Source organism: Streptomyces sp. FIT100, from assembly GCF_024584805.1.
GTDB lineage: Bacteria > Actinomycetota > Actinomycetes > Streptomycetales > Streptomycetaceae > Streptomyces.
On sequence record NZ_CP075715.1, the window covers coordinates 412120 to 430683 of the forward strand.

Here is an 18564-nt window from a genome sequence, read left to right on the forward strand (position 1 = left end):
CGTGCCACCAGCCCCGCCCACTCCATAGGGGCCGGACCGTGCTGTGCTGCGCAGCATAGGCGGTGAGATACCGCAACAGGCGGTGTGGGCGCAGGCTGCGGCGCGGGGCCCTGGCCGTCGGACAAGGCCCCGCAGCGCCCTTGGGGCGTGCCCGCAGCCCAGGACGAACGGCATGAATCGCGGCTCGGCGGCTTTTGCGAGACCCTGAGGAATGGAGCGCGCGGCGCGGGCGTGCCGCACGCATCCGGGGCGGCCCCGGCAATGGTGGCGGGCCGCGGGGGTAGCGCGCCCGACAGCGGCGACGCATGTCCAGCGTGACATTCACGCCTAGCGAGTAAGGCGGGCTGTGATGAGCGATTCAGATACGGGCGCCGCCGGGCGGAGCCGGGGCGAGACGGTCCAGGTCTCGGCGATCGAGTTGAGCGTCAACGGCCAGGTGCGGCGGCTTGAGGTGGATCCGCGGACCACGCTGCTCGACGCGCTGCGCGAGCATCTGCGCCTGAGCGGGACCAAGAAGGGCTGCGACCACGGGCAGTGCGGCGCCTGCACCGTGCTGATCAACGGCCGGCGCGTCAACTCCTGTTTGACGCTGGCCGTCATGCACGAGGGCGACGAGATCGTGACGATCGAAGGTCTGGGCGAGCCCGAGGCCATGCACCCCATGCAACGCGCCTTCGTCGAGAGCGACGGCTTCCAGTGCGGCTACTGCACGCCCGGCCAGATCTGTTCGGCCGTCGGCATGCTCGCCGAGGTGGAGGCGGGCTGGCCCAGCCACGCCACCGCCGACGTGTCCGCTCCGCACATCGCGTTGACCGACGAGGAGATCCGGGAGCGGATGAGCGGCAACATCTGCCGGTGCGCCGCGTATCCGAACATCGTCGCGGCCATCCGCGGCACCGCCGAGGGAGGCTCGGGATGAGGTCCTTCACCTACGAGCGGGCGACGGACGCACGGGCCGCCGTCGCCGCGGTGTCCCGAAGCGGCGCGAAGTTCATCAGCGGCGGCACCAATCTGCTCGATCTGATGAAGCTCGACATCGAGCAGCCCAGCCATCTGGTCGACATCAGCCGGCTTCCGTTGCGGGACATCGAGGAGCTCCCCGACGGCGGGCTGCGCATCGGCGCCCAGGCGGCGAACTCCGACGTGGCGGCCGACGCCCGCGTACGCTCCCGCTATCCCGTGCTGTCGGAGGCGCTGGTGGCCGGCGCCTCGGGCCAGTTGCGCAACAAGGCGTCCACGGGCGGAAACCTGTTGCAGCGCACGCGCTGCCCCTTCTTCTACGACACCGCCGCGGGCTGCAACAAGCGTGATCCCGGATCGGGTTGCTCGGCGATCGGCGGGTTCAACCGGATCCACGCGATCCTGGGCGCCAGCGACTCCTGCATCGCCACCCACCCTTCGGACATGGCCGTCGCGCTGGCCGCGCTGGGGGCGGAGATCGAGCTGCTCGACGCCGACCAGGGAGTACGCCGCGTCGCCGTCACGGACTTCTACCGGCTGCCGGGCGACACGCCGCACATCGAGACCGTGCTGGGACCCGGCGAGATGATCACGAGCGTCGTCCTGCCGCCGCCCCCGCCGGGCCGGCAGAAGTACCGCAAGGTGCGCGACCGGGCGTCGTACGAGTTCGCGCTGGTCTCCGTGGCGGCTGTCGTCGCGACCGATCAGGGAACGATCAGTGGGGCTCGGGTGGCGTTCGGAGGCGTGGCGCACAAGCCGTGGCGCTCCGTCGAGGCTGAGGCCGCGTTGACCGGCCGGCCGGCCACGATGGACACCTATCGTGCCGCCGCCGAGGCGGCGATGCGCGACGCGGTCGGACAGGGTGACAACGACTTCAAGATCGAACTGGCCAGGCGCACGCTGTGCCGCACGCTGGCGCAACTGGCCGGGGCGAGCTGAGGAGGCGGCATGATCGGGCAGGCTCTGAACCGCGTCGACGGCCCGCAGAAGGTCACCGGCCGTGCCACCTACGCCTACGAGCACTGGGAGGCCGGTCAACCGCTCTACGGCTTCATCGTCGGCGCGACGATCGGCAAGGGCCGCATCACCCGGATCGACACCGGGAACGCCGAACGCGCCCCCGGCGTGCACCTGGTGATGACCCATCTCAATGCCCCGGAGCAAGGCCCACGCGACGAGTCCCTGCCGTTCGAGTACTGGCGCGCCCAGCCGGTGCTGACCGGTCCCGACATCCACTATCACGGCGAGCCGGTGGCACTCGTCGTCGCCACGACCCTGGAGCAGGCCCGGGCGGCGGGCGATCTCGTCGAGGTCGAATACACCGTCGGGCGGGGACGTTTTGACTTCGCCGAGCAGGAAGACGAGGTGTACATCCCGAAGGTGGTCAACGCCGGCCTCCCGACCGACACCGCGGTGGGCGACTTCGATGCCGGGTTCGACAGCGCGGAGGTCAGGGTCGACGAGTACTACACCACGCCGTACGAGTTCTCGATGCCCATGGAACCGCACGCGTGTCTGGTGGAACCTCGTGGTGAGGACCTGGTCGTCTACGTCAGCTGCCAGATCGTCGATGCGGCGCAGGCGTCGATCGCCGGCACGCTGCGGATCGACCCGGAACGGGTCCACATCGTCGCCCCCTTCGTCGGCGGCGGATTCGGTTCCAAGCTGGGCATCCACTCCGAGACGATCCTGGCGGCGCTCGCCGCCCGCGCGTTGCGCCAACCGGTCAAGGTGGCGCTGACCCGGCAGCAGATCTTCCAGCTCATCGGCATGCGGCCCATATCCAACCAGCGGGTCCGGCTGGGCGCGGAGCGCGACGGACGGCTGACGGCGATCGCCCACGACGTCACCATGCACACCAACCCCGACGTGGAGTACGCCGAGCAGACCGCCGCCACGACCCGCAGCCTCTACGCCGCGCCCCACCGGCTGACCAGCCACCGGCTGGCGCCGCTCGACCTGCCGCGCGGTACGGACGTCCGCGCACCGGGCGAGGCGCCGGGCATGCTGGCGGTCGAGTCGGCGATGGACGAGCTGGCCCATGCACTCGTGCTGGACCCGGTCGAGCTGCGGATCCGCAACGAGCCCACCGTCGATCCCGAGCGGAACGTGCCGTACAGCGACCGGCACCTGGTCGAGTGCCTGCGCGAGGGGGCGCGCCGGTTCGGCTGGGAGCAGCGCCCCGCCACCCCGGCGAGCGCCCGCGACGGGCGATGGTTGGTCGGCTACGGCATGTCGGCCGCCATCCGCGGGCATTTCCAGGGGCCGACAGCGGTGCGGGTGCGCTTGGAGGCGGACGGCACCGCCGTCGTCCAGACGGACATGACCGACATCGGCACGGGCACCTACACCATCCTGACCCAGGTCGCGGCCGACGGTCTCGGGCTGCCGCCGGATCGGGTGCGGATCGATCTCGGGCGTTCGGACTTCCCCACCAGCTGGGGGTCGGGCGGCTCGTGGGGCGCGACCAACTCCAGCACCGCGGTGCATCGGGCGTGCCTGGCCCTGCGCGAGGAGCTGCTGGCTTCGGTGCGCGGCGACACCGGCTCTGCGCTGCACGGCCTGGACCCGGCGGACGCGGTGTTCGCCGACGGCAACGTCAGTATCGGTGGCGCGTCCGAGGCGCTGGGAGAGATCGTCGCGCGTCACCATCCCGACGGTCTGGAGGCGGAGGGCGGGACCCGCTTCATGGGCGACGATCCCCACTACACGGACTACTCGATCAACACCTACGGGGCCCATTTCGCCGAGGTGGGGGTCGACGCGGACACCGCCGAGATCCGTCTGCGGCGGATGCTCGGCGTGTTCTCGGTGGGCACCGTGCTCAACCCGAAGACGACCCGCTCACAGCTGATCGGCGGCATGATCTGGGGGGTCGGCGCGGCCCTGGAGGAGGAAGCCGTCGTCGACCCGCGATCGGGCGCCTTCGTCAACCGGGACTTCGCGCAGTACCTGGTGCCGGTGCACGCCGACATCCCCACCGTCGAGGCCGTCGTCCTCGACAGTTACGACGACAAGGCCAACCCCCTTGGCGCGAAGGGCGTCGGCGAGCTGGGCATCTGCGGGGCCGGTGCGTCGGTCGCGAACGCGGTGTTCAACGCCACCGGCGTGCGCGTCCGCGACTTCCCCATCACCATCGAGAAGGTGCTGCCCGGTCTGCCGCCGCTGGAGACCTAGAGATCGTTCAGGAAGTCCAGCAGGGCCTTGCTCACCTCGGCGGGGCGCTCCTGCTGCGTCCAGTGGCCGCAGCCGGGCAGGAAGACGGTGCCGCGAAGGTCGGGGGCGATCGCAGGCAGGCCGGCCTTCAGCTCGTCGATGCCGATGAGGGCGGGGACCATGTCGCGGTCACCGGCGACGTAGAGCGCGGGGGGCCGGACCACCGCGTCGACCCAGGCGGCCGTGAGCTCCCAGTTGCGGTCGAGGTTGCGGTACCAGTTGAGCGGGCCGGTGAAGCCCTTCTCGGCGAACTCTCGGACGTAGGTGGCGATGTCCTCCTCCGTCAGCCAGCCCGGCAGCCCATCGGGCACGTCGGCGAAGCCCCTGGCGCCCTTGCCTTCGGGGATCATCCACGGGCTGGGCGAGGTGTTCGCCGCGTTGTCGCCCGAAGCCCCGTAGAGGAGTGCCTGGGGGCGCCGTGCACGATGTCGATGCGGCTGCTGGGATCGGGCCTGCGGAAGTGGGCGGTGGGCGGGATCCTTCCGTCGGCCAGTGTCAGGGCTGCGAAGACCGCTTCCACGGCGCCGGCGGCGCCGGCGGCGCCCAGCAGGTGTCCGGTGACTCCCTTCGTCGAAGTGATCGGCACCGCGTGGTCACCGAACAGGGCCGCCAGAGCGGTGGCCTCGACCTCGTCGTTCAAGCGGGTGCCGGTGCCATGAGCGTTGACGTGTGCCACCGAGGAGGGGTGTAGGCCGGCTTCGCCCAGGGCTGCTTGCATCGCCCGCACCGGACCGGTTCCGCTCTCCTCGGGGGAGGTGATGTGGAAGGCATCGGACGTACAGCCGTATCCGGCGATCTCGCACAGGATCCGGGCCTCTCTGGCGAGGGCTTGTTCGCGTTCCTCGAGGATCAGGAAGGCGGCTCCCTCGCCCATGACGAATCCCTGGCGGCGTTCGTCGAAGGGACATGGTGTCGAGTCGATGCCTTGGGAGGAGGGGTGCAGGCTCCCGGATCGGAGGTATGCGTGGAGGGTGACGGGAGTGATCGCTGCCTCGTTGCCTCAGGTGATGGCGGTGTCGGCCTGCCCGTATTTGATCAGCCGGAAGGCCTCGCCGACGGCCTGCGTTCCTGATGCGCATGCTGTGGTGACGCACAGGCTCGGGCCCTTTGCGTCGAAGCTCATGCTGATCCAGGCAGCACTCGCGTTGAACATGATCAGCGGAATGTGCAGTGCCCGCGGGGAGCCCGGCGTTCCGGGTTCTGTCGAGGTGAGGCAGTGCTCTTGGGTCTGTGTGCCGCCGTGGGCGGTGCCCGCGACGACGGCCCGGCGTTCAGCGGTGCCGGCCAGACCGCCCGCGTCCTGGACAGCGTCCGCTGCCGCGGCGAGCCCCAAGACGCTGCACCGGTCAAGCCGCACAGCCTCGCGCGGGGTCAGGTACGCGCCGACCTCGAACTCGGGCACCACGCATCCGACATCGGCGTCCGAGGCCCAAGTTCCATGGGGCATCCGTCAGGCGGTGCCGATCCCGTCCAGTACGTTCTTCCAGATGGTCTGGACGTCGGTGCCCGCAGCTGTCTTCGCACCGACTCCGGTGACGACCACGCGGCGTCCGCTCATGCTCGTACGCCCTGCATTGCCTCTGCCTGGGCTGCCAGTACCAGCTCCGTCAGCTCGGCGAAGTCCCGGGCCGCGGCGATCGCTTCGTCGGACAGGCGTACGCCCAGCATGTCGTTGATCGCTACCTGGATCTCGGCGCGGTCCAGGCTGTCCATCTGCAGCTCCTGGAAGGGGGTGTTCTCCTCCATCGGTACGCCAACGACTGCGTGCACGGCGGCGATCACACGATCTGTCATTCGATCCACGGGTCCGGCCTTTCGACGGGGTCTGCCCGGAGCGTACGAACCACATCTCGCGCCGCTCGTATCCGCGGCTGGGGAGAGCCAGGCCACCTGTACAGCCCTCCATGGCCCTTTCAGGCCGGGTGATCACCAGGTGAGCGGAAGAGTGAGGGGTGAGCGCAGGACAGAGGTGGCGTTCCACGGGATGTCGTCCGGGGCCGCCGCCAGGCGCAGGGTGGGGAGGGTGCGGGGGAGGTGGGTGAAGACGGTCTCCAGGACGACCATGACGAGGGCGGTGGCGGGGCAGCGGTGGGGGCCCCAGCCGAAGGTCAGGTGGTCGACGGGGGACCGGCCGGGGACGAGGGCTTCGGGGTCTTCGAAGTGGTGGGGGTCGTGGTTCGCGGCGACGTAGGAGACGTAGACCACCTCCCCAGCGGCGATCCGGTGGCCGGAGAGGTCCACGTCTTCCATGGCGATCCTCGGGGTGCCGACCCCGCGGTGGTACGGGATGTGGCGCAGGACCTCGTCGAGGACGGAGTTCAGCCGCCCGGGTTCGTCGACGAGGAGGCGGTACACGTGGGGGTGTTCCATCAAGGTGTAGGTGATGTTCGCTACTTGGTTGGTCATGTTGTCGTGACCGCCCAGAATCAGCGACACCGCCAGCGCGGCGACCTCGTCATCGGTGAGAGCCGTGGCGCCGCCTCGCGGGTGGAGGAGCGCGGAGAGCAGGTCGTCGGCCGGAATGCTGCGGCGCCGGGCGGCGAGTTCGCGCAGGTAGTCGTGGACGCTCTGGTGGGCGTGCGTGTCCTCGCGGTCGTCCGTGTCCTTGATGGGGTCGATGCGTGCCCGCAGTGAGCGGTGGTCCTCCTGGGGAATGCCCAGTACGTCCCAGATGGTGTACATGGGCAGCGGGGCGGCGACCTCACGGACGAAGTCGGCACCCGGCCCAGCCTCGGTGAAGCGGTCCAGGAGCCGGACGACGGACTCGTCGGCGAGCCGGCGCAGGCGCCTGGTGCCGTACGTCGAGAAGGCCCGGGCGAGGGCGGCTCTGATCCGGAAGCTGTGCGGGGGGTCGAGCATCATGAGGGCGTCGGCGGGAGCGATGGGGATGGGGGTCATCCTGCTGTAGTCGCGTCCGACGGCCGCAGCACGGCTGAAGCGGGGGTCACTGGTGACCTGGCGTACCTCGGCGTGCCGGGTGACGATCCACGCGGTGCCCTGGCCGTGGTTCATCCGGACCCGCGTCAGCGGGGCTTCACGGAGCATCTCGCCCATCACTGGATCGAACGCCAGGGCGTCGGAGAAGTCGAACGGGCAGTGCCGCGCGCCACTGCTGCCTTCGGCCTCGTCGGTGGTGGTGGTGTTCGAACTGAGGCTGGTCGTGCTGCTCGGATTCATGAGGTGGGAGTTCCCGGCCGCGCGGTGACCTTCGCCGCGGCCGCCTGGATTCGCCCGTATGCCGGGCTACTTCAGACTGCGGTCCGGACCGGTGGGGCGGGAATGGGCCGCACAGGGGAAAACACCTCCCGCACCGGAGGGACGCGGCGAATCGTTCCCTCGACTGGTGCATCGTCGTGGCAGCAAACCATCTGGGCGCTCTGCCCGGGTCGGCGTCACGACAGCGTGCGTGCGGAACCCCGGTGCGATGGGTGCCCTTTTGCCTGCGGGAGGCAGCCGATGAGCATTCTCACCACATCCCCCGAACGGGTCCGGCTGGGTACGGACCTGACGGTCGGACGCATCGGCTACGGCGCGATGCACTTGACGGGACCGGGGATGTGGGGGCCCTACCCGGATCCCGCGCACGCGAAAGCCGTACTGCGGCGCGCGGTCGAACTGGGCGTGGAGTTCATCGACACCGCGGACTGCTACGGCCCGGGCGACAACGAGCGCATCATCCGAGAGGCCCTGCACCCCTATCCGGAACACCTCGTCGTCTGCACCAAGGGCGGCCTGCTCCGGCGCGGTCCCTCGGACTGGACAGTGCCGGGGCGGGAGTACATCACTCCGCTCGGCCGGCCCGCCTACCTGCGCCAGCAGGTAGAAATGTCCCTGCGCAACCTCGGCGTCGAACGCATCGACCTATACCAGCTCCACAGCATCGACCCGCTGGTCCCCCTCGCGGAACAGGTCGGCGTGCTGACCGAGATGCGGGCCGAAGGCAAGATCCGCCACATCGGCCTGTCCGGCCAGCCCGAAGTCACCTGCGAAGAGCTGGCGCAGGCCGCCGAGTACGCGGACATCGTCGTCGTGGAGAACCTGTACAACGTCGCGGACCGCACCGGTGACGCCGCCCTGGAGTACGCCGAGCACCACGGCATCGCGTTCATCCCGTGGTTCCCCCTCGGCCACGGCCAGCTCGTCGGCCCCACCAGCCCGCTGACCGCCGTGGCAGCGCAGTGCGGAGCCACCGCCTCCCAACTCGCCCTGGCCTGGCTGCTGCAGCGCTCGCCCGCCACACTCCTGATCCCCGGAACGACCTCGATCGGCCACCTCGAGGAGAACATGAGGGCCGCGCAGGTCACCCTCGGCGAGGACGAACTGAGGCTCATCGACTCCGCGCTGGAGGGCAACGGCCTGGCGGGGCGCCGCCCGGTCAAGGAGCGGGCATGACCGGGGGCGCCGCCGACTCCGCGCCCGCTGGCAGCGTTGTTACCGGCGCTACCGCCGGCCCGAGCGCACCGCACCTGCACGAGGCCCTTCTGCGGACCCTCTACACGGACCTCCTGCGCATCGGCGACCACGCCGCGGACGACGTCGTCTACCACCTGGCCCATCGCGACCTGGGCCTCGACCTGCCGGCTCGGATCCAGGGAAGAGCGGCCGTCACTGAGTGCGAGAGGGCTCTGCACCATGCGACCGGCGGCACCCTGACCGCTGCCATCGACGCGATCGCCGCGAACGACTTCTTCGCCGCGGTGACCGGGATCTTCAGCGCCACCATCGGCGGCGGCGCCGTTACGTTCCCGTTCTGCGGGCTCTGGCGCTTCCGCGACGGCCTGATCGTCGAACACTGGCAGAACGCCTACGAACCCGCCGCACTGCACGCCCGGCTGAGCTCCGCCTCGTCACGCATCTCCGGCCCCGCGCTTGTCCCCGCACCCGTCGACGGGCCGTCACACCCGCGCCGGGGCGCGGTCGCCCCCTGAGCCGGGAAAACCGGGCTCCCGTCCCTCCGCTGAGAATGAGAGCGCTCATGACGACCGACGACGACCATGCCCTGACACCCCGCGGCACCAGACCTCGAACGTCTCCCCGCTCCGACGCCGCACGCGCCCCCGTCGGCCCGGTGCTGTGCACGCCCGCGGTCGAGGTGCCCGAGCACGTCATCACCCTGGACGAGACCCTGGAGCTGGCCGCCCGGATCCACCCCGGCCACGAGGCCCTCCCCCTCGCCCTGCGCCTCATCAAGAACACCGGTGTCCGCACCCGGCATCTGGTCCAGCCCATCGAGGTCACCCTCGACCACCCCGGCCTCGAGGAACGCAACAAGACCTACGTACGGGAGGCCAAGCGCAGGATCCCCGCGGCCGTGGACACCGCGCTGGCGAACGCACGGCTGATCGCCCGGGAGATCGACGCGATCGTCCTCGTCTCCTGCACCGGGTTCACCATGCCCTCGCTGACCGCGTGGATGATCAACGAGCTCGGGTTCCGGACCGACACCCGGCAGATCCCCATCGCCCAGATGGGCTGCGCCGGGGGCGGCTCCGCGATCAACCGGGCCCACGACTTCTTCCTGGCCCACCCCGGGGCCAACGTACTGATCGTCGCCTGTGAGTTCTGCTCCCTGTGCTACCAGCCCACCGACCTCACCATTGGCAACCTCCTGTCGAACGGGCTCTTCGGCGACGCGGTGGCATCCGCCGTAGTACGCGGGCGCGGCGGGCGAGGCATGCGCCTGGAAGCCAACGGCAGCCACCTGGTCCCAGGCACCGAGGAGTGGATCTCGTACGCGGTCAAGCCGACCGGCTTCCACTTTCTCCTCGACCGGCGCGTACCGCACACCATGCAGGACCTGGCGCCGGCACTCGTGGAGATCGGCGGCGCGCACGGGTGGGATGTGACGGACCTCGACTTCTACGTCATCCACGCCGGAGGCCCCCGCATTCTGGACGACCTCTCCCGCCACCTCGGGGTCAAGCCGGCCATGTTCGAACGCAGCCGTGACACGCTGACGCAATACGGCAACATCGCCTCCGCCGTCGTCCTGGATGCCCTGCGGCGCACCGCCGAGAGCGGCCTCGTCCCCGAGGGGGCACGAGGGCTGCTGGCCGGGTTCGGCCCCGGAATCACAGCGGAGATCACCCTCGGAACCTGGACCAACGGCTGACCCTCGCACGCGTGAGGGCTATACGAGGGAATGAGCGAATGATCCCGGCGGGCACGCACCGTAAGAAGAAACGTTCATGTTGTGATCGTCTCCGTCCCCGAGCCGACGCAGAACGTGGGCCCACAGCAACTGAAAGGTCTGTCCATGCCTCTTCGGAGCATCCGCCGTGTCGCCGTCCTAACCACCGCGCTCCTTCCTCTCGGCGCCGCCCTCATCGCAGCCGCACCTACCTCCCAGGCGGACACCGTGCACCCCTTGGTCACGTGTATCGGCCACCACACAGTCGACTTCACCGAAGGCCTCAAGGACGCGACCGAGGTCCACCACGTCACGGGCGTGAGCCACTACGGCGTCGACGACACCGAGGGCACTCTGAACAGAACCACTGGCTGCAAGCCCGGCATGAACGGCGCCATCCAGGTCCCTGGCGCCATCACCTACCCCGGTGCGACCGTCACCGTCAACGTGACCGAGACCGCTTCCTGCACTCAACCCTCGTCCTCGAGTACCTCCTGGACCGGCACGATCAAGTGGCGCAACGCACTCGGCGCCATCGTCGCCACCAGCACGCTCTCCAACGGCACCTTCCCCATCAACGACAAGGAACACGGCGACGGCATCGTCAAGGCCATGGCCGACGTGACTGCCGGACCTGGCGTAAACGGCACGTACGTCTTCCACGGCGACGTCAACGCCACCACACCCAACGCGTGCTCCGGCGGCACCACCGGAATCAAGCATGAGACGGGCACCGACTCCTTCAGCATTTACTAGCCCACTGGACGCAGTCGGCCTCACCCCGTGAATCAACAGGCCCAGGTTCCGGACGGCTCCATGCGGACCGTCGTCCGGTACCTGGCACCCTGAACCGTGCCTGGACAGGTGCCCGGCTCCACAAGCCTGCGTGCCAGTTGCCCCGCCGGATGGAACCAGCCTGCGGCAGAGCCTTGTCCACGTGTAGAGAGCGAGCCAGCAATGTCCCTGATCGTGACTGCCTTCGACGAGTCCGTGATCGTGCGTTCGATCGAGGCAGAGACCATCGGCCGCGCACCCGTTACGCTCCAGCTCCTCGCCGACGGCAGTTCCACGGGCGGCGCCCTCTCCACCAAGCGCGTGACACTGCTGGACGGTGCGAACGGGCCGGCGCCCCACCGCCATGCCCGCTCCGTGGAAATGTTCTACCTCCTCGACGGCATTGCACAATTCCTGTCCGGCGACCGAGTGGTGACCGCGCAACGCGGCGACCTGGTCGTCGTGCCATCCGGCATGGACCACGCCTTCGCCGCTGCCCCCGGCGAGGACGCCGACATCCTCATCGTCGCTACACCGGGCATCGATCGCTTCGAATACTTCCGCCACATGGAGCGTATCGCCAAAGGCGAATTGCCACGCGAGTCCCTGATGGACGTACAAGAGCTGTACGACACCTACTTCACCCACAGCGACCTGTGGAACCGCGCGCGCCTGAGCGGGTGGATGCGTCCGGGCTGATCGCCTGGGAGAGCAAGGGCGACTTTCCGGTCTCGGGCCGAGTGTGGGCCCGGTCGCCGCAGCAGAGCGTCACGCGGCCGGCTGTCACGGCCCGCGGTGACTCCCGTTCTCGGCGTTACGGCCCTCGCCGAGTGCCGCCATCCACGTCATCGCGAAGCCCTCATGACAGATGGAAAGCAGTCTGGAGGGGCTTGCGCTCCGTCAAGGGCGGCCGCTATCCAATGGCTCGACGGCCCCACTTGGCCGCCACCCGGTCAAGCCTCGAAGCCCTGACCCGCTTCCGGAAACGACGCTACGAACCCGCCCGCGTAACCCGCGTCCCGGCAGAGAGGACACCTCCGCGATAGCTCCCAGGTAGCACCCGGGCCAGCCACGTGCGGAATGCGGCCGCGACCAGCGACCAGTACCTGCCCTCCTCGTCGGCATTGGGGTCGCGGCAGGGCCACAGGCCCTGCGACGGGCCGGACAGGCGGTTCAAGTGGCTGGGACCCCCCCCCGAACGGCTGTCGCTCCCGGTCCTGGCCGCCCTCGGCGACATCTTCGACTGCACCCCGGCCGACCTGATCGCCACCAGGGCAGAGAACCCACCGTCCGCAGAGTCGCCACCGGCGATGCGGTCGTCGACCTGTCGGCGGTCCGTCCCAAGCGCGCCCGCATCCGGCCCGAAGGATGACCCGCACCCGCGTCCGCGCCGAGGACCTGTTCTGCACCCGCTGCGACCGCGCACTGCGGCTGGGGGCGAACCACTGACCCGAGGGCTACATCTGCCAGAGCTGCATGACCAGAGCTCTGGAGACCTACGGGACCTGCACCGGATGCGGAGTCGAGCGGCTCACTCCCGGCCTCGCGCCGGACGGCGGGAAGCTCTGCACCGACTGCGCCGGCGGGATCGGTGACTTCTTCTGCGAGCAATGCGGCCAGGAGGCCAGACGATACCGGCGCGGGGTCTGCGGCCGATGCGTCCTGACCGAGCGGCTCCGCGAACTCCTCGACGACGGCACCGGCTCCATCCACGCTGAACTCCTCCCGCTGTTCGACGCCCTGCGGCAGATCCGCCGCCCGTGGGGCACCCTGACCTGGACCAATAAGCCCCACACCCAGCACAACTTGCGCGCTCTCGCCTCGAAAGAGGTTCCGCTCACGCACGACGGCCTGAGCCAGCTCACCCCCTGGCGATCGGTCGCCTACCTGCGCGACCTGCTCATGCAGAGCGGCGTCCTGCCCCCGGCTGACCGGCAGCTGCTGCTGTTCCAGCGGTGGCTCGCCGAGAAACTGCCTGCCGTCGGCGACGCCGGGCACCGGCGGCTTCTGGAGCTCTTCGCGACCTGGCACGTTCAGCGCCGCCTGAACTCCCCGGCCGACCGCGGCCCGCTCACCAGTAAGCAGGTTCAGCAGGCCCGCAACGAGATTCGTCTCGCGATCGCCTTTCTCGATCACCTCGCCGAGCGAGGGCGGTCCCTCGCCGAGTGCACGCAGGCCGATGTTGATACTTGGTACGCAGGTGGTTACACCGCACGGCGCCTGACCCACGCCTTTCTGCGATGGGCGATGCGGTCCAAATACATGCTCAAGGTCGCCGTCCCGCATCGCGAGGAGTTCACCCCGTTCCTGCGGTTCGACACCGAGATCCGCCGCATCGTCTGCACCACCAACGCGATCGAGTCGGTCAACGCCAGGATCCGCCGAGCGGTCAAGGCCCGCGGACACTTCCCGAACGAGCAAGCCGCCCTGAAGTCTGTCTACATGGCCATCATGTCGCTCGACCCCACAGGCAAGGGCCAGGCCCGCTGGACCACGCGCTGGAAGACCGCACTGAACGCCTTCGACATCACCTTCGACGGCCGCCTCTCCGCGGCCCGTCAGTAGCCATCGACCCCAGTGACACCGCTCGTTTGACAGACCCAATGCGAACCTACAGGCCCCTTTCCCGGTGACACCTTCCCGTGGCCATCAGAGTCTGACGGCCTGAGGCCGCGCCTCGTTCTTGCGGACGGGTCAGCGATGACCGGCGTCGTCGACGCCGCTCCGATGTTCTGGAGTCGCCCGGATGAGGAGCAGGGCGATGTCGTCGTGGCACGGCTCCGGACGGCCTCTGTAATGGACGAGTGTGTCGGCAAGATCGTCCATGGTCGGATCTGCCGCGTGCGCGAGCAGCTGTGCGAGGGCCTCGGTGGTGGCCTCGATGTCGGCGCCGGGGGCTTCGACCAGGCCATCGGTGTAGAGGGCGAGGACCGTGCCCGGGCGCAGGGGGATGTCGGTCGCGGGATAGGCCGCCTTCGGGTCGATGCCGAGCAGCAGGCCGGGCGGCAGGCGGAGGATCTCGGTGCGGCCGTCGGGATGGCGCAGCAGTGGAGGGGGATGCCCCGCGGTGGCCAGCCGTGCGTGTCGGCGGGACGGGTCGAGGTGGGCGATCAGGCAGCTGGTGAACAGTCCCGGGTCGAGGTCGGTCAGGAGCCGGTTGGTGCGGGCCAGGACGTCGCCCGGGGGTGTGCCGAGGGTGGCGTAGGCGTGGACGGCGGTGCGGACCTGGCCCATGAGAGCGGCTGCCGTCACGTTGTGGCCTTGGACGTCGCCGATGACTGCGGTGGCGTCGGCTCCATCGCAGGGGATCAGGTCGTAGAAGTCGCCACCGATGTCCAGGCCCTGGCCCGCGGGGAGATAGCGCGCGGCCACGTCGAGTCCGGGGATGCCGGGCAGGGCTTTGGGCAGCAGGGCGGTCTGGAGGGTGTGGGCGAGTTGGTGTTTGGCGTCGTAGAGACGTGCCCGGTCCAGTGCCTGGGCGATGAGGCCGGCCAGGGAGATGAGGACGGCCCGTTCGGCCGGCGGGAAGGGGCGCGGCTGGTCGTAGGAGAGCACGAGCGCTCCGACGGAGCGCCCGGAGGCGATCAGCGGCAGGAAGGCCCAGGCGTCCCTGGAGCCGTAGCGCACGGCGCCGGGGTAGGCGCGCTTGAAGTCCCGGAAACTGGCGAAGAAGGTGGGCACGCCGGTGGACAGGACGTGGGTGGGCGGGGTGTCGGCGGTCAGGGGAGCGCCGTCGTACCGGTCCAGGAACTCGGAGCTGTAGCCGCTGTGGCCGAGGATCCGCAGGCGGCCTTCGTCATTCGCCATCAGGGCGAGCCCTTGGGGGCCGAAGGCGGGCACGAGCTGGTGGGCGACCAGGGCGGCCACATCGTTGACCCCCACGGCCTCGGTGAGGGTGGCCGCCAGGTGCATCAGCGAGTGGTGTCGGGCGGACTCGCCGGGCTCCGCCGGGGACCCCCCGTCGGCGGCGGGCGTCTCCTGCCCGGCGGGGCGGGCGATGATGTGGACGCTGATGCCGGAAGCGCCTGGATAGAGGTGGAAGGTCAGCCATTGGTCGGGCGGATGCAGCGCCGTGAGGGACGTCGGCCGATGGCTGAGCACAGCGGCGCGGTAGCGCTCCTCGAAGTCCGGACCCTGTAGCCACGGCAGGGATTCCCACGGCCTGGTGCCCATCACCTCGGCGGCGCCTGCGCCGACCAGCTCGGCCGCGGCAGCGTTCGAGTAGGTGATCCGGCCGTCCAGGTCGAGAGCCCAGCAGCCCATGGGCAGTCGTTCGATGAACTCGACCGCCTCCAGGGTCTCGCCCCGGTCCGTCGTGCGGGAGGGGGATGGGGGCAGGATCTGGGGCTCGGAGGCGGGCAACAGCGGAGTGCCCTGGTCGGACGCCTGCTGCAGGAGGAGACCCGCGCCTCGGCAGAAGGCGTCGATCGTGTCGCGCTCGCGCGGGCGCAACTGCGGAGGATGCCACACGGGCCACAGGAACACGGCCCCGCCCCAGAGGTTCGTACCACTGGTGAACGGAGCCGCGGCCAGCAAGAATTCGTACGGAAGCGCGAGTCCCATCTTGGGATAGCGACTCGCCATCTCTTCCTGGCCGCCCACCCACACCAGTCGGCGCTCGCGCATCGCGTCGGTCAGCGGCGTGGAATCGTCCGTCGTGACCCGGGCCCAGGGCGCGGCGATACGCCAGGAGGCCCCGGAGACCAGGGCCAGGCGTACCACGCGCTCGCCCGGGGGGAGCAGGTAGACAAAGCCCGACGAGGCACCGGCCTCCCGCATGGCACGCCGGAAAGGGCCCGCGAGCTGCTCGAGCCCGCCGGCGACGGCGGGAGTGGGGCGTTCCATGACGGCTCCCCTCTCCTGCTCTCCTGCGCTCTCTGGCCGCTCGCAGCACGGGTGCCGACCGCGCTGCCCGCAGCACCGGACAAGCTCCGCGCAGTTCCAAATTATCGATAAACGGGAGAAGGCGCCCATCGCGAACCCGACGGATGCTCCGCGGGCGCGGACGGGGCGAGGGCAGGGATCCGGAGCTGACCCGGAGCTGATCCTGAGCTGATCCGGAGCTGATCCGGCGCCGCGGATCCCGTGCGTCACGGGTCCTGCCGCGACGGCAGCGCCAGCTCGGTCCAGACGAGCTTGCCGTTCCGTACGTAGCGGGTGCCCCAGTTCTCGGCAATCTGCGAGACGAGGAACAGCCCGCGTCCCCCCTCGTCGAGGGTCTTGGCGTGCCGCAGCCGCGGCGCTGCGGCGCTCCCGTCGTGCACCTCGCAGGTCAGGGTGGTGCGGCCCATGATGAGGCGCAGCCGCAGCAGGCCGGTGCCGTAGCGCAGTGCATTCGTGACCAGCTCGCTGACGATCAGGTTGGCGGCGAACGTGGCTTCCTCGTCCACTCCCCAGCGGCCGAGCTGACGCTCGGTGGCATCCCGTGCGGCGTGGGCCGCCGAAGGGTCGCGTTCAAGGTTCCACTCGGCGACCCGGTCGACGGGGAACGCGTGGCTGCGGGCGAGCAGCAGAACGGCGTCTCCTGCGGGAGGGACCTCATGCAGCCGGTAGAGGACCTGGTCGCACAGGTCCTGAAGGGGACGATCGCTCTCGCCCAGCGCGTCCCGGATCTCGGCTTCGTCGTCCCCGGGCGCGCCCGGCCGTGTGGCGGGCAGCAGGGCTTTGGTGAACAGGGCCATCACACTGCCTTCGGTGACGTCCACCGTGGTGGCGGCGAAGGGCGACCCTTCGGGACTGCCCAGCGGGGGCCCTGTCGGCACATCGGGGACGTCCACGACCTTGCCCGACTGGACGATGACCGGCGTGGGGTGATCGGCACACGCGAACGTGCAGGTCAGCGCCAGAGGGTCGTAGACGGCAAACACGCAGCTCGCTTCGAGCGCCTGCTGGTGCAGAGGGTCACCGGGGGGCAGCGCCGCGCGCTCGTCGGCAAGCCGCGCCGCCGTGTCGCTGAGACGGGCGAGGAGCTCGTCGGGCTCCAGGTCCAACGCGGCCAGGGTGTGCACCACGGTGCGGAGCTGCCCCATGGTGGTCGCCGCGTAGATGCCCCGGCCGGCCACTTCACCGACCACCAGCGCGGTGCGCGCCCCCGAGAGGGAGAAGGTGTCGAACCAGGCCCCGCCGCCCTGATTGCCCGGTGTGTACAGGTGCGCCGTCTCCATCGCGGTCTGCTCGGAGAGGTGCGGCGGCAGCAGCCGGCGCTGCAGGGCGGCGGCGATGGTGTGCTCGCGGACGTAGCAGCGGGCGTTCTCCACGCACCAGGCGGTGTGCGAGGCCAGCTCCAGCGCCAGTTTCACTTCCTCGGCGTCGAAGGCGGAGGTCTTCCCGCCGCGATAGAGGCTGAGCAACCCCAGCACCGTGCCGCGCACCGTCAGCGGGGCGGCGATCAAGGTGTGGGCACCGGCTTCACCGATGGACTTCGCGCGCACGGGGTCGGCCCGCAGCCATGGAACGTCCGGGCCGAGGGAGACGACGCGCGGTTTGAGGTCCGCCAGCGCCTGCCCGTACGGTGACGGAAAGGGCAGCGGCCGGATGTCCCCCAGGGGGTGGGACTGCCATTGCTCGTACCCCTTGGGCCAGAAGGCCGCGCGCCGCAACGGGACGTCCCTTCGCAGCGGGCCCAGCGGCGGCTCCTCGCCTCGGACGACCGCATCGACCACGTCCACCACGGCGACGTCGGCGAAGTCCGGCACCAGCGTCTCGACCAGTTCCCGGCAGGTCGCCACCACATCGAGGCTGCTGCCCACGTGTTCACGCACCGCGTCCAGGACCCGGAACCGAGCCGTTGCCTTCGCGCGCTCGTCGGCGTCGGAAGGTTTCGGTGCCTGGTAGACGGCCCACACCATGGAGTCATCCACTCGTGACAGCGAGCGCACCGTGAAGTCCCCGGCCATGCGCAGTGTGGACCCCGCGTTGTCGGCAGCGCGGATCATGAGGCGTACCGCCGATTGCCCGATGGCCTCTTCCGGCCGCAGGTCCAGCAACCGTTCGGCCTCGATGCTCCACTGAACGACGGTGCCCGCGTCGTCGACGACCATCAGCGGGGCATCGCCCACCACGACAACCACCTCCACACCGTTCCGCCGGGAACTGGGGAGCCGGACCCGAGCGCCGGGCCTGCCGCGCAGCGGCGGGACGCCCCGCCACGCGGCGAACGCCAGAGACACCCTTCAGTGTCATCGTCCGCCCCATTCACCCGTGCCGCTCCTTGGCTGACCGGCAGGCGGCGCCTTCGCGGCGCACGGTGCGGCGGCACCGGCCCTGCCGGTCGTCCGTTACGGGAAAGAGGCCTCCGGTTGCAGGCCGCAATCACCCGTGGTGGCCGGCGCGCCGAAGTCGGTTGCGGGTCTGGTCAGCCCCGGAAGCTGCGGCTCCTGGTCGCCCACCACGTGGGCGGGTCGGACCCGGCGGCCGTCCCGGGCCGGGGCGGGACACCCGTCGAGCGCGGTGCGGGCGCCCAGCCGCTTCTGCTTGCCCCGGCA

Annotated in this window: 15 protein-coding genes and 2 pseudogenes; 9 read left to right on the forward strand and 8 right to left on the reverse strand. The window is 70.0% G+C overall.

Features of this window, described 5'->3' with window-relative positions; translation table 11 throughout:
* The first annotated feature begins 349 nt into the window (after positions 1-349).
* From KK483_RS01645 to KK483_RS01655, 3 genes are read left to right on the forward strand one after another with little or no spacing between them, the layout of a single operon-like run.
* On the forward strand, positions 350-919 hold the full coding sequence (locus KK483_RS01645; RefSeq protein WP_262003080.1) for a 2Fe-2S iron-sulfur cluster-binding protein: 570 nt from the start codon (positions 350-352) through the stop codon (positions 917-919).
* Positions 916-1899, forward strand: coding sequence for a xanthine dehydrogenase family protein subunit M (locus tag KK483_RS01650; protein WP_262003082.1), 984 nt, complete (start codon positions 916-918; stop codon positions 1897-1899). The genes KK483_RS01645 and KK483_RS01650 overlap by 4 nt, the downstream gene beginning before the upstream one ends.
* A 9-nt stretch (positions 1900-1908) precedes the next feature.
* Positions 1909-4137, forward strand: a complete 2229-nt coding sequence (locus KK483_RS01655; RefSeq protein ID WP_262003084.1) for a xanthine dehydrogenase family protein molybdopterin-binding subunit — start codon at positions 1909-1911, stop codon at positions 4135-4137.
* On the opposite strand, the gene KK483_RS01660 is transcribed toward KK483_RS01655, so the two are convergent.
* From KK483_RS01660 to KK483_RS01680, 6 genes and pseudogenes are all read right to left on the reverse strand, one after another.
* A complete protein-coding gene (locus KK483_RS01660) occupies positions 4134-4526 on the reverse strand; it encodes an alpha/beta fold hydrolase (protein WP_313877891.1) in 393 nt (130 codons plus the stop codon). The two genes, KK483_RS01655 and KK483_RS01660, sit on opposite strands and share 4 nt — an antisense overlap.
* Entirely contained in the window at positions 4523-5029 is a 507-nt protein-coding gene (locus KK483_RS01665) for a 3-oxoacyl-ACP synthase (RefSeq protein WP_262009304.1), read from the reverse strand. The genes KK483_RS01660 and KK483_RS01665 overlap by 4 nt, the downstream gene beginning before the upstream one ends.
* A pseudogene (locus tag KK483_RS01670) lies at positions 5015-5623 on the reverse strand (beta-ketoacyl synthase N-terminal-like domain-containing protein); the annotation flags it as partial. The pseudogene KK483_RS01670 and the gene KK483_RS01665, both read right to left, overlap by 15 nt.
* A 3-nt stretch (positions 5624-5626) precedes the next feature.
* Positions 5627-5734, reverse strand: a complete 108-nt coding sequence (locus KK483_RS35415) for a beta-ketoacyl synthase N-terminal-like domain-containing protein (RefSeq protein WP_399013035.1) — start codon at positions 5732-5734, stop codon at positions 5627-5629.
* A complete protein-coding gene (locus tag KK483_RS01675; RefSeq protein WP_262003086.1) occupies positions 5731-5970 on the reverse strand; it encodes an acyl carrier protein in 240 nt (79 codons plus the stop codon). The genes KK483_RS35415 and KK483_RS01675 overlap by 4 nt, the downstream gene beginning before the upstream one ends.
* Positions 5971-6102: 132 nt before the next feature.
* A complete protein-coding gene (locus tag KK483_RS01680) occupies positions 6103-7353 on the reverse strand; it encodes a cytochrome P450 (RefSeq protein ID WP_262003087.1) in 1251 nt (416 codons plus the stop codon).
* A 279-nt stretch (positions 7354-7632) separates the two neighbouring features.
* On the opposite strand from KK483_RS01680, the gene KK483_RS01685 reads away from it, so the two are divergent.
* From KK483_RS01685 to KK483_RS01715, 6 genes and pseudogenes are all read left to right on the forward strand, one after another.
* The gene (locus KK483_RS01685; protein ID WP_262003089.1) at positions 7633-8568 is read left to right on the forward strand and encodes an aldo/keto reductase; all 936 of its coding nucleotides are present in this window, start codon (positions 7633-7635) and stop codon (positions 8566-8568) included.
* Entirely contained in the window at positions 8565-9104 is a 540-nt protein-coding gene (locus KK483_RS01690) for a nuclear transport factor 2 family protein (RefSeq protein WP_262003091.1), read from the forward strand. Before KK483_RS01685 ends, KK483_RS01690 begins: the two co-directional genes overlap by 4 nt.
* A gap of 47 nt (positions 9105-9151) precedes the next feature.
* Positions 9152-10288, forward strand: a complete 1137-nt coding sequence (locus KK483_RS01695) for a type III polyketide synthase (RefSeq protein WP_262003093.1) — start codon at positions 9152-9154, stop codon at positions 10286-10288.
* An 81-nt stretch (positions 10289-10369) separates the two neighbouring features.
* On the forward strand, positions 10370-11062 hold the full coding sequence (locus KK483_RS01700) for a hypothetical protein (protein WP_262003095.1): 693 nt from the start codon (positions 10370-10372) through the stop codon (positions 11060-11062).
* Positions 11063-11263: 201 nt separating this feature from the next.
* A complete protein-coding gene (locus tag KK483_RS01705; protein ID WP_262003096.1) occupies positions 11264-11779 on the forward strand; it encodes a cupin domain-containing protein in 516 nt (171 codons plus the stop codon).
* A 1590-nt stretch (positions 11780-13369) separates the two neighbouring features.
* Positions 13370-13645, forward strand: a pseudogene (locus tag KK483_RS01715) (transposase); the annotation flags it as partial.
* 129 nt (positions 13646-13774) lie between these two features.
* On the opposite strand, the gene KK483_RS01720 reads toward KK483_RS01715, so the two are convergent.
* Both KK483_RS01720 and KK483_RS01725 read right to left on the reverse strand, forming a co-directional pair.
* Complete coding sequence (locus KK483_RS01720; RefSeq protein WP_262003100.1) at positions 13775-15925, reverse strand: SpoIIE family protein phosphatase; 2151 nt, start codon at positions 15923-15925, stop codon at positions 13775-13777.
* 245 nt (positions 15926-16170) lie between these two features.
* Entirely contained in the window at positions 16171-18141 is a 1971-nt protein-coding gene (locus KK483_RS01725; RefSeq protein ID WP_262003101.1) for a SpoIIE family protein phosphatase, read from the reverse strand.
* Between the last annotated feature and the right edge of the window lie 423 nt (positions 18142-18564).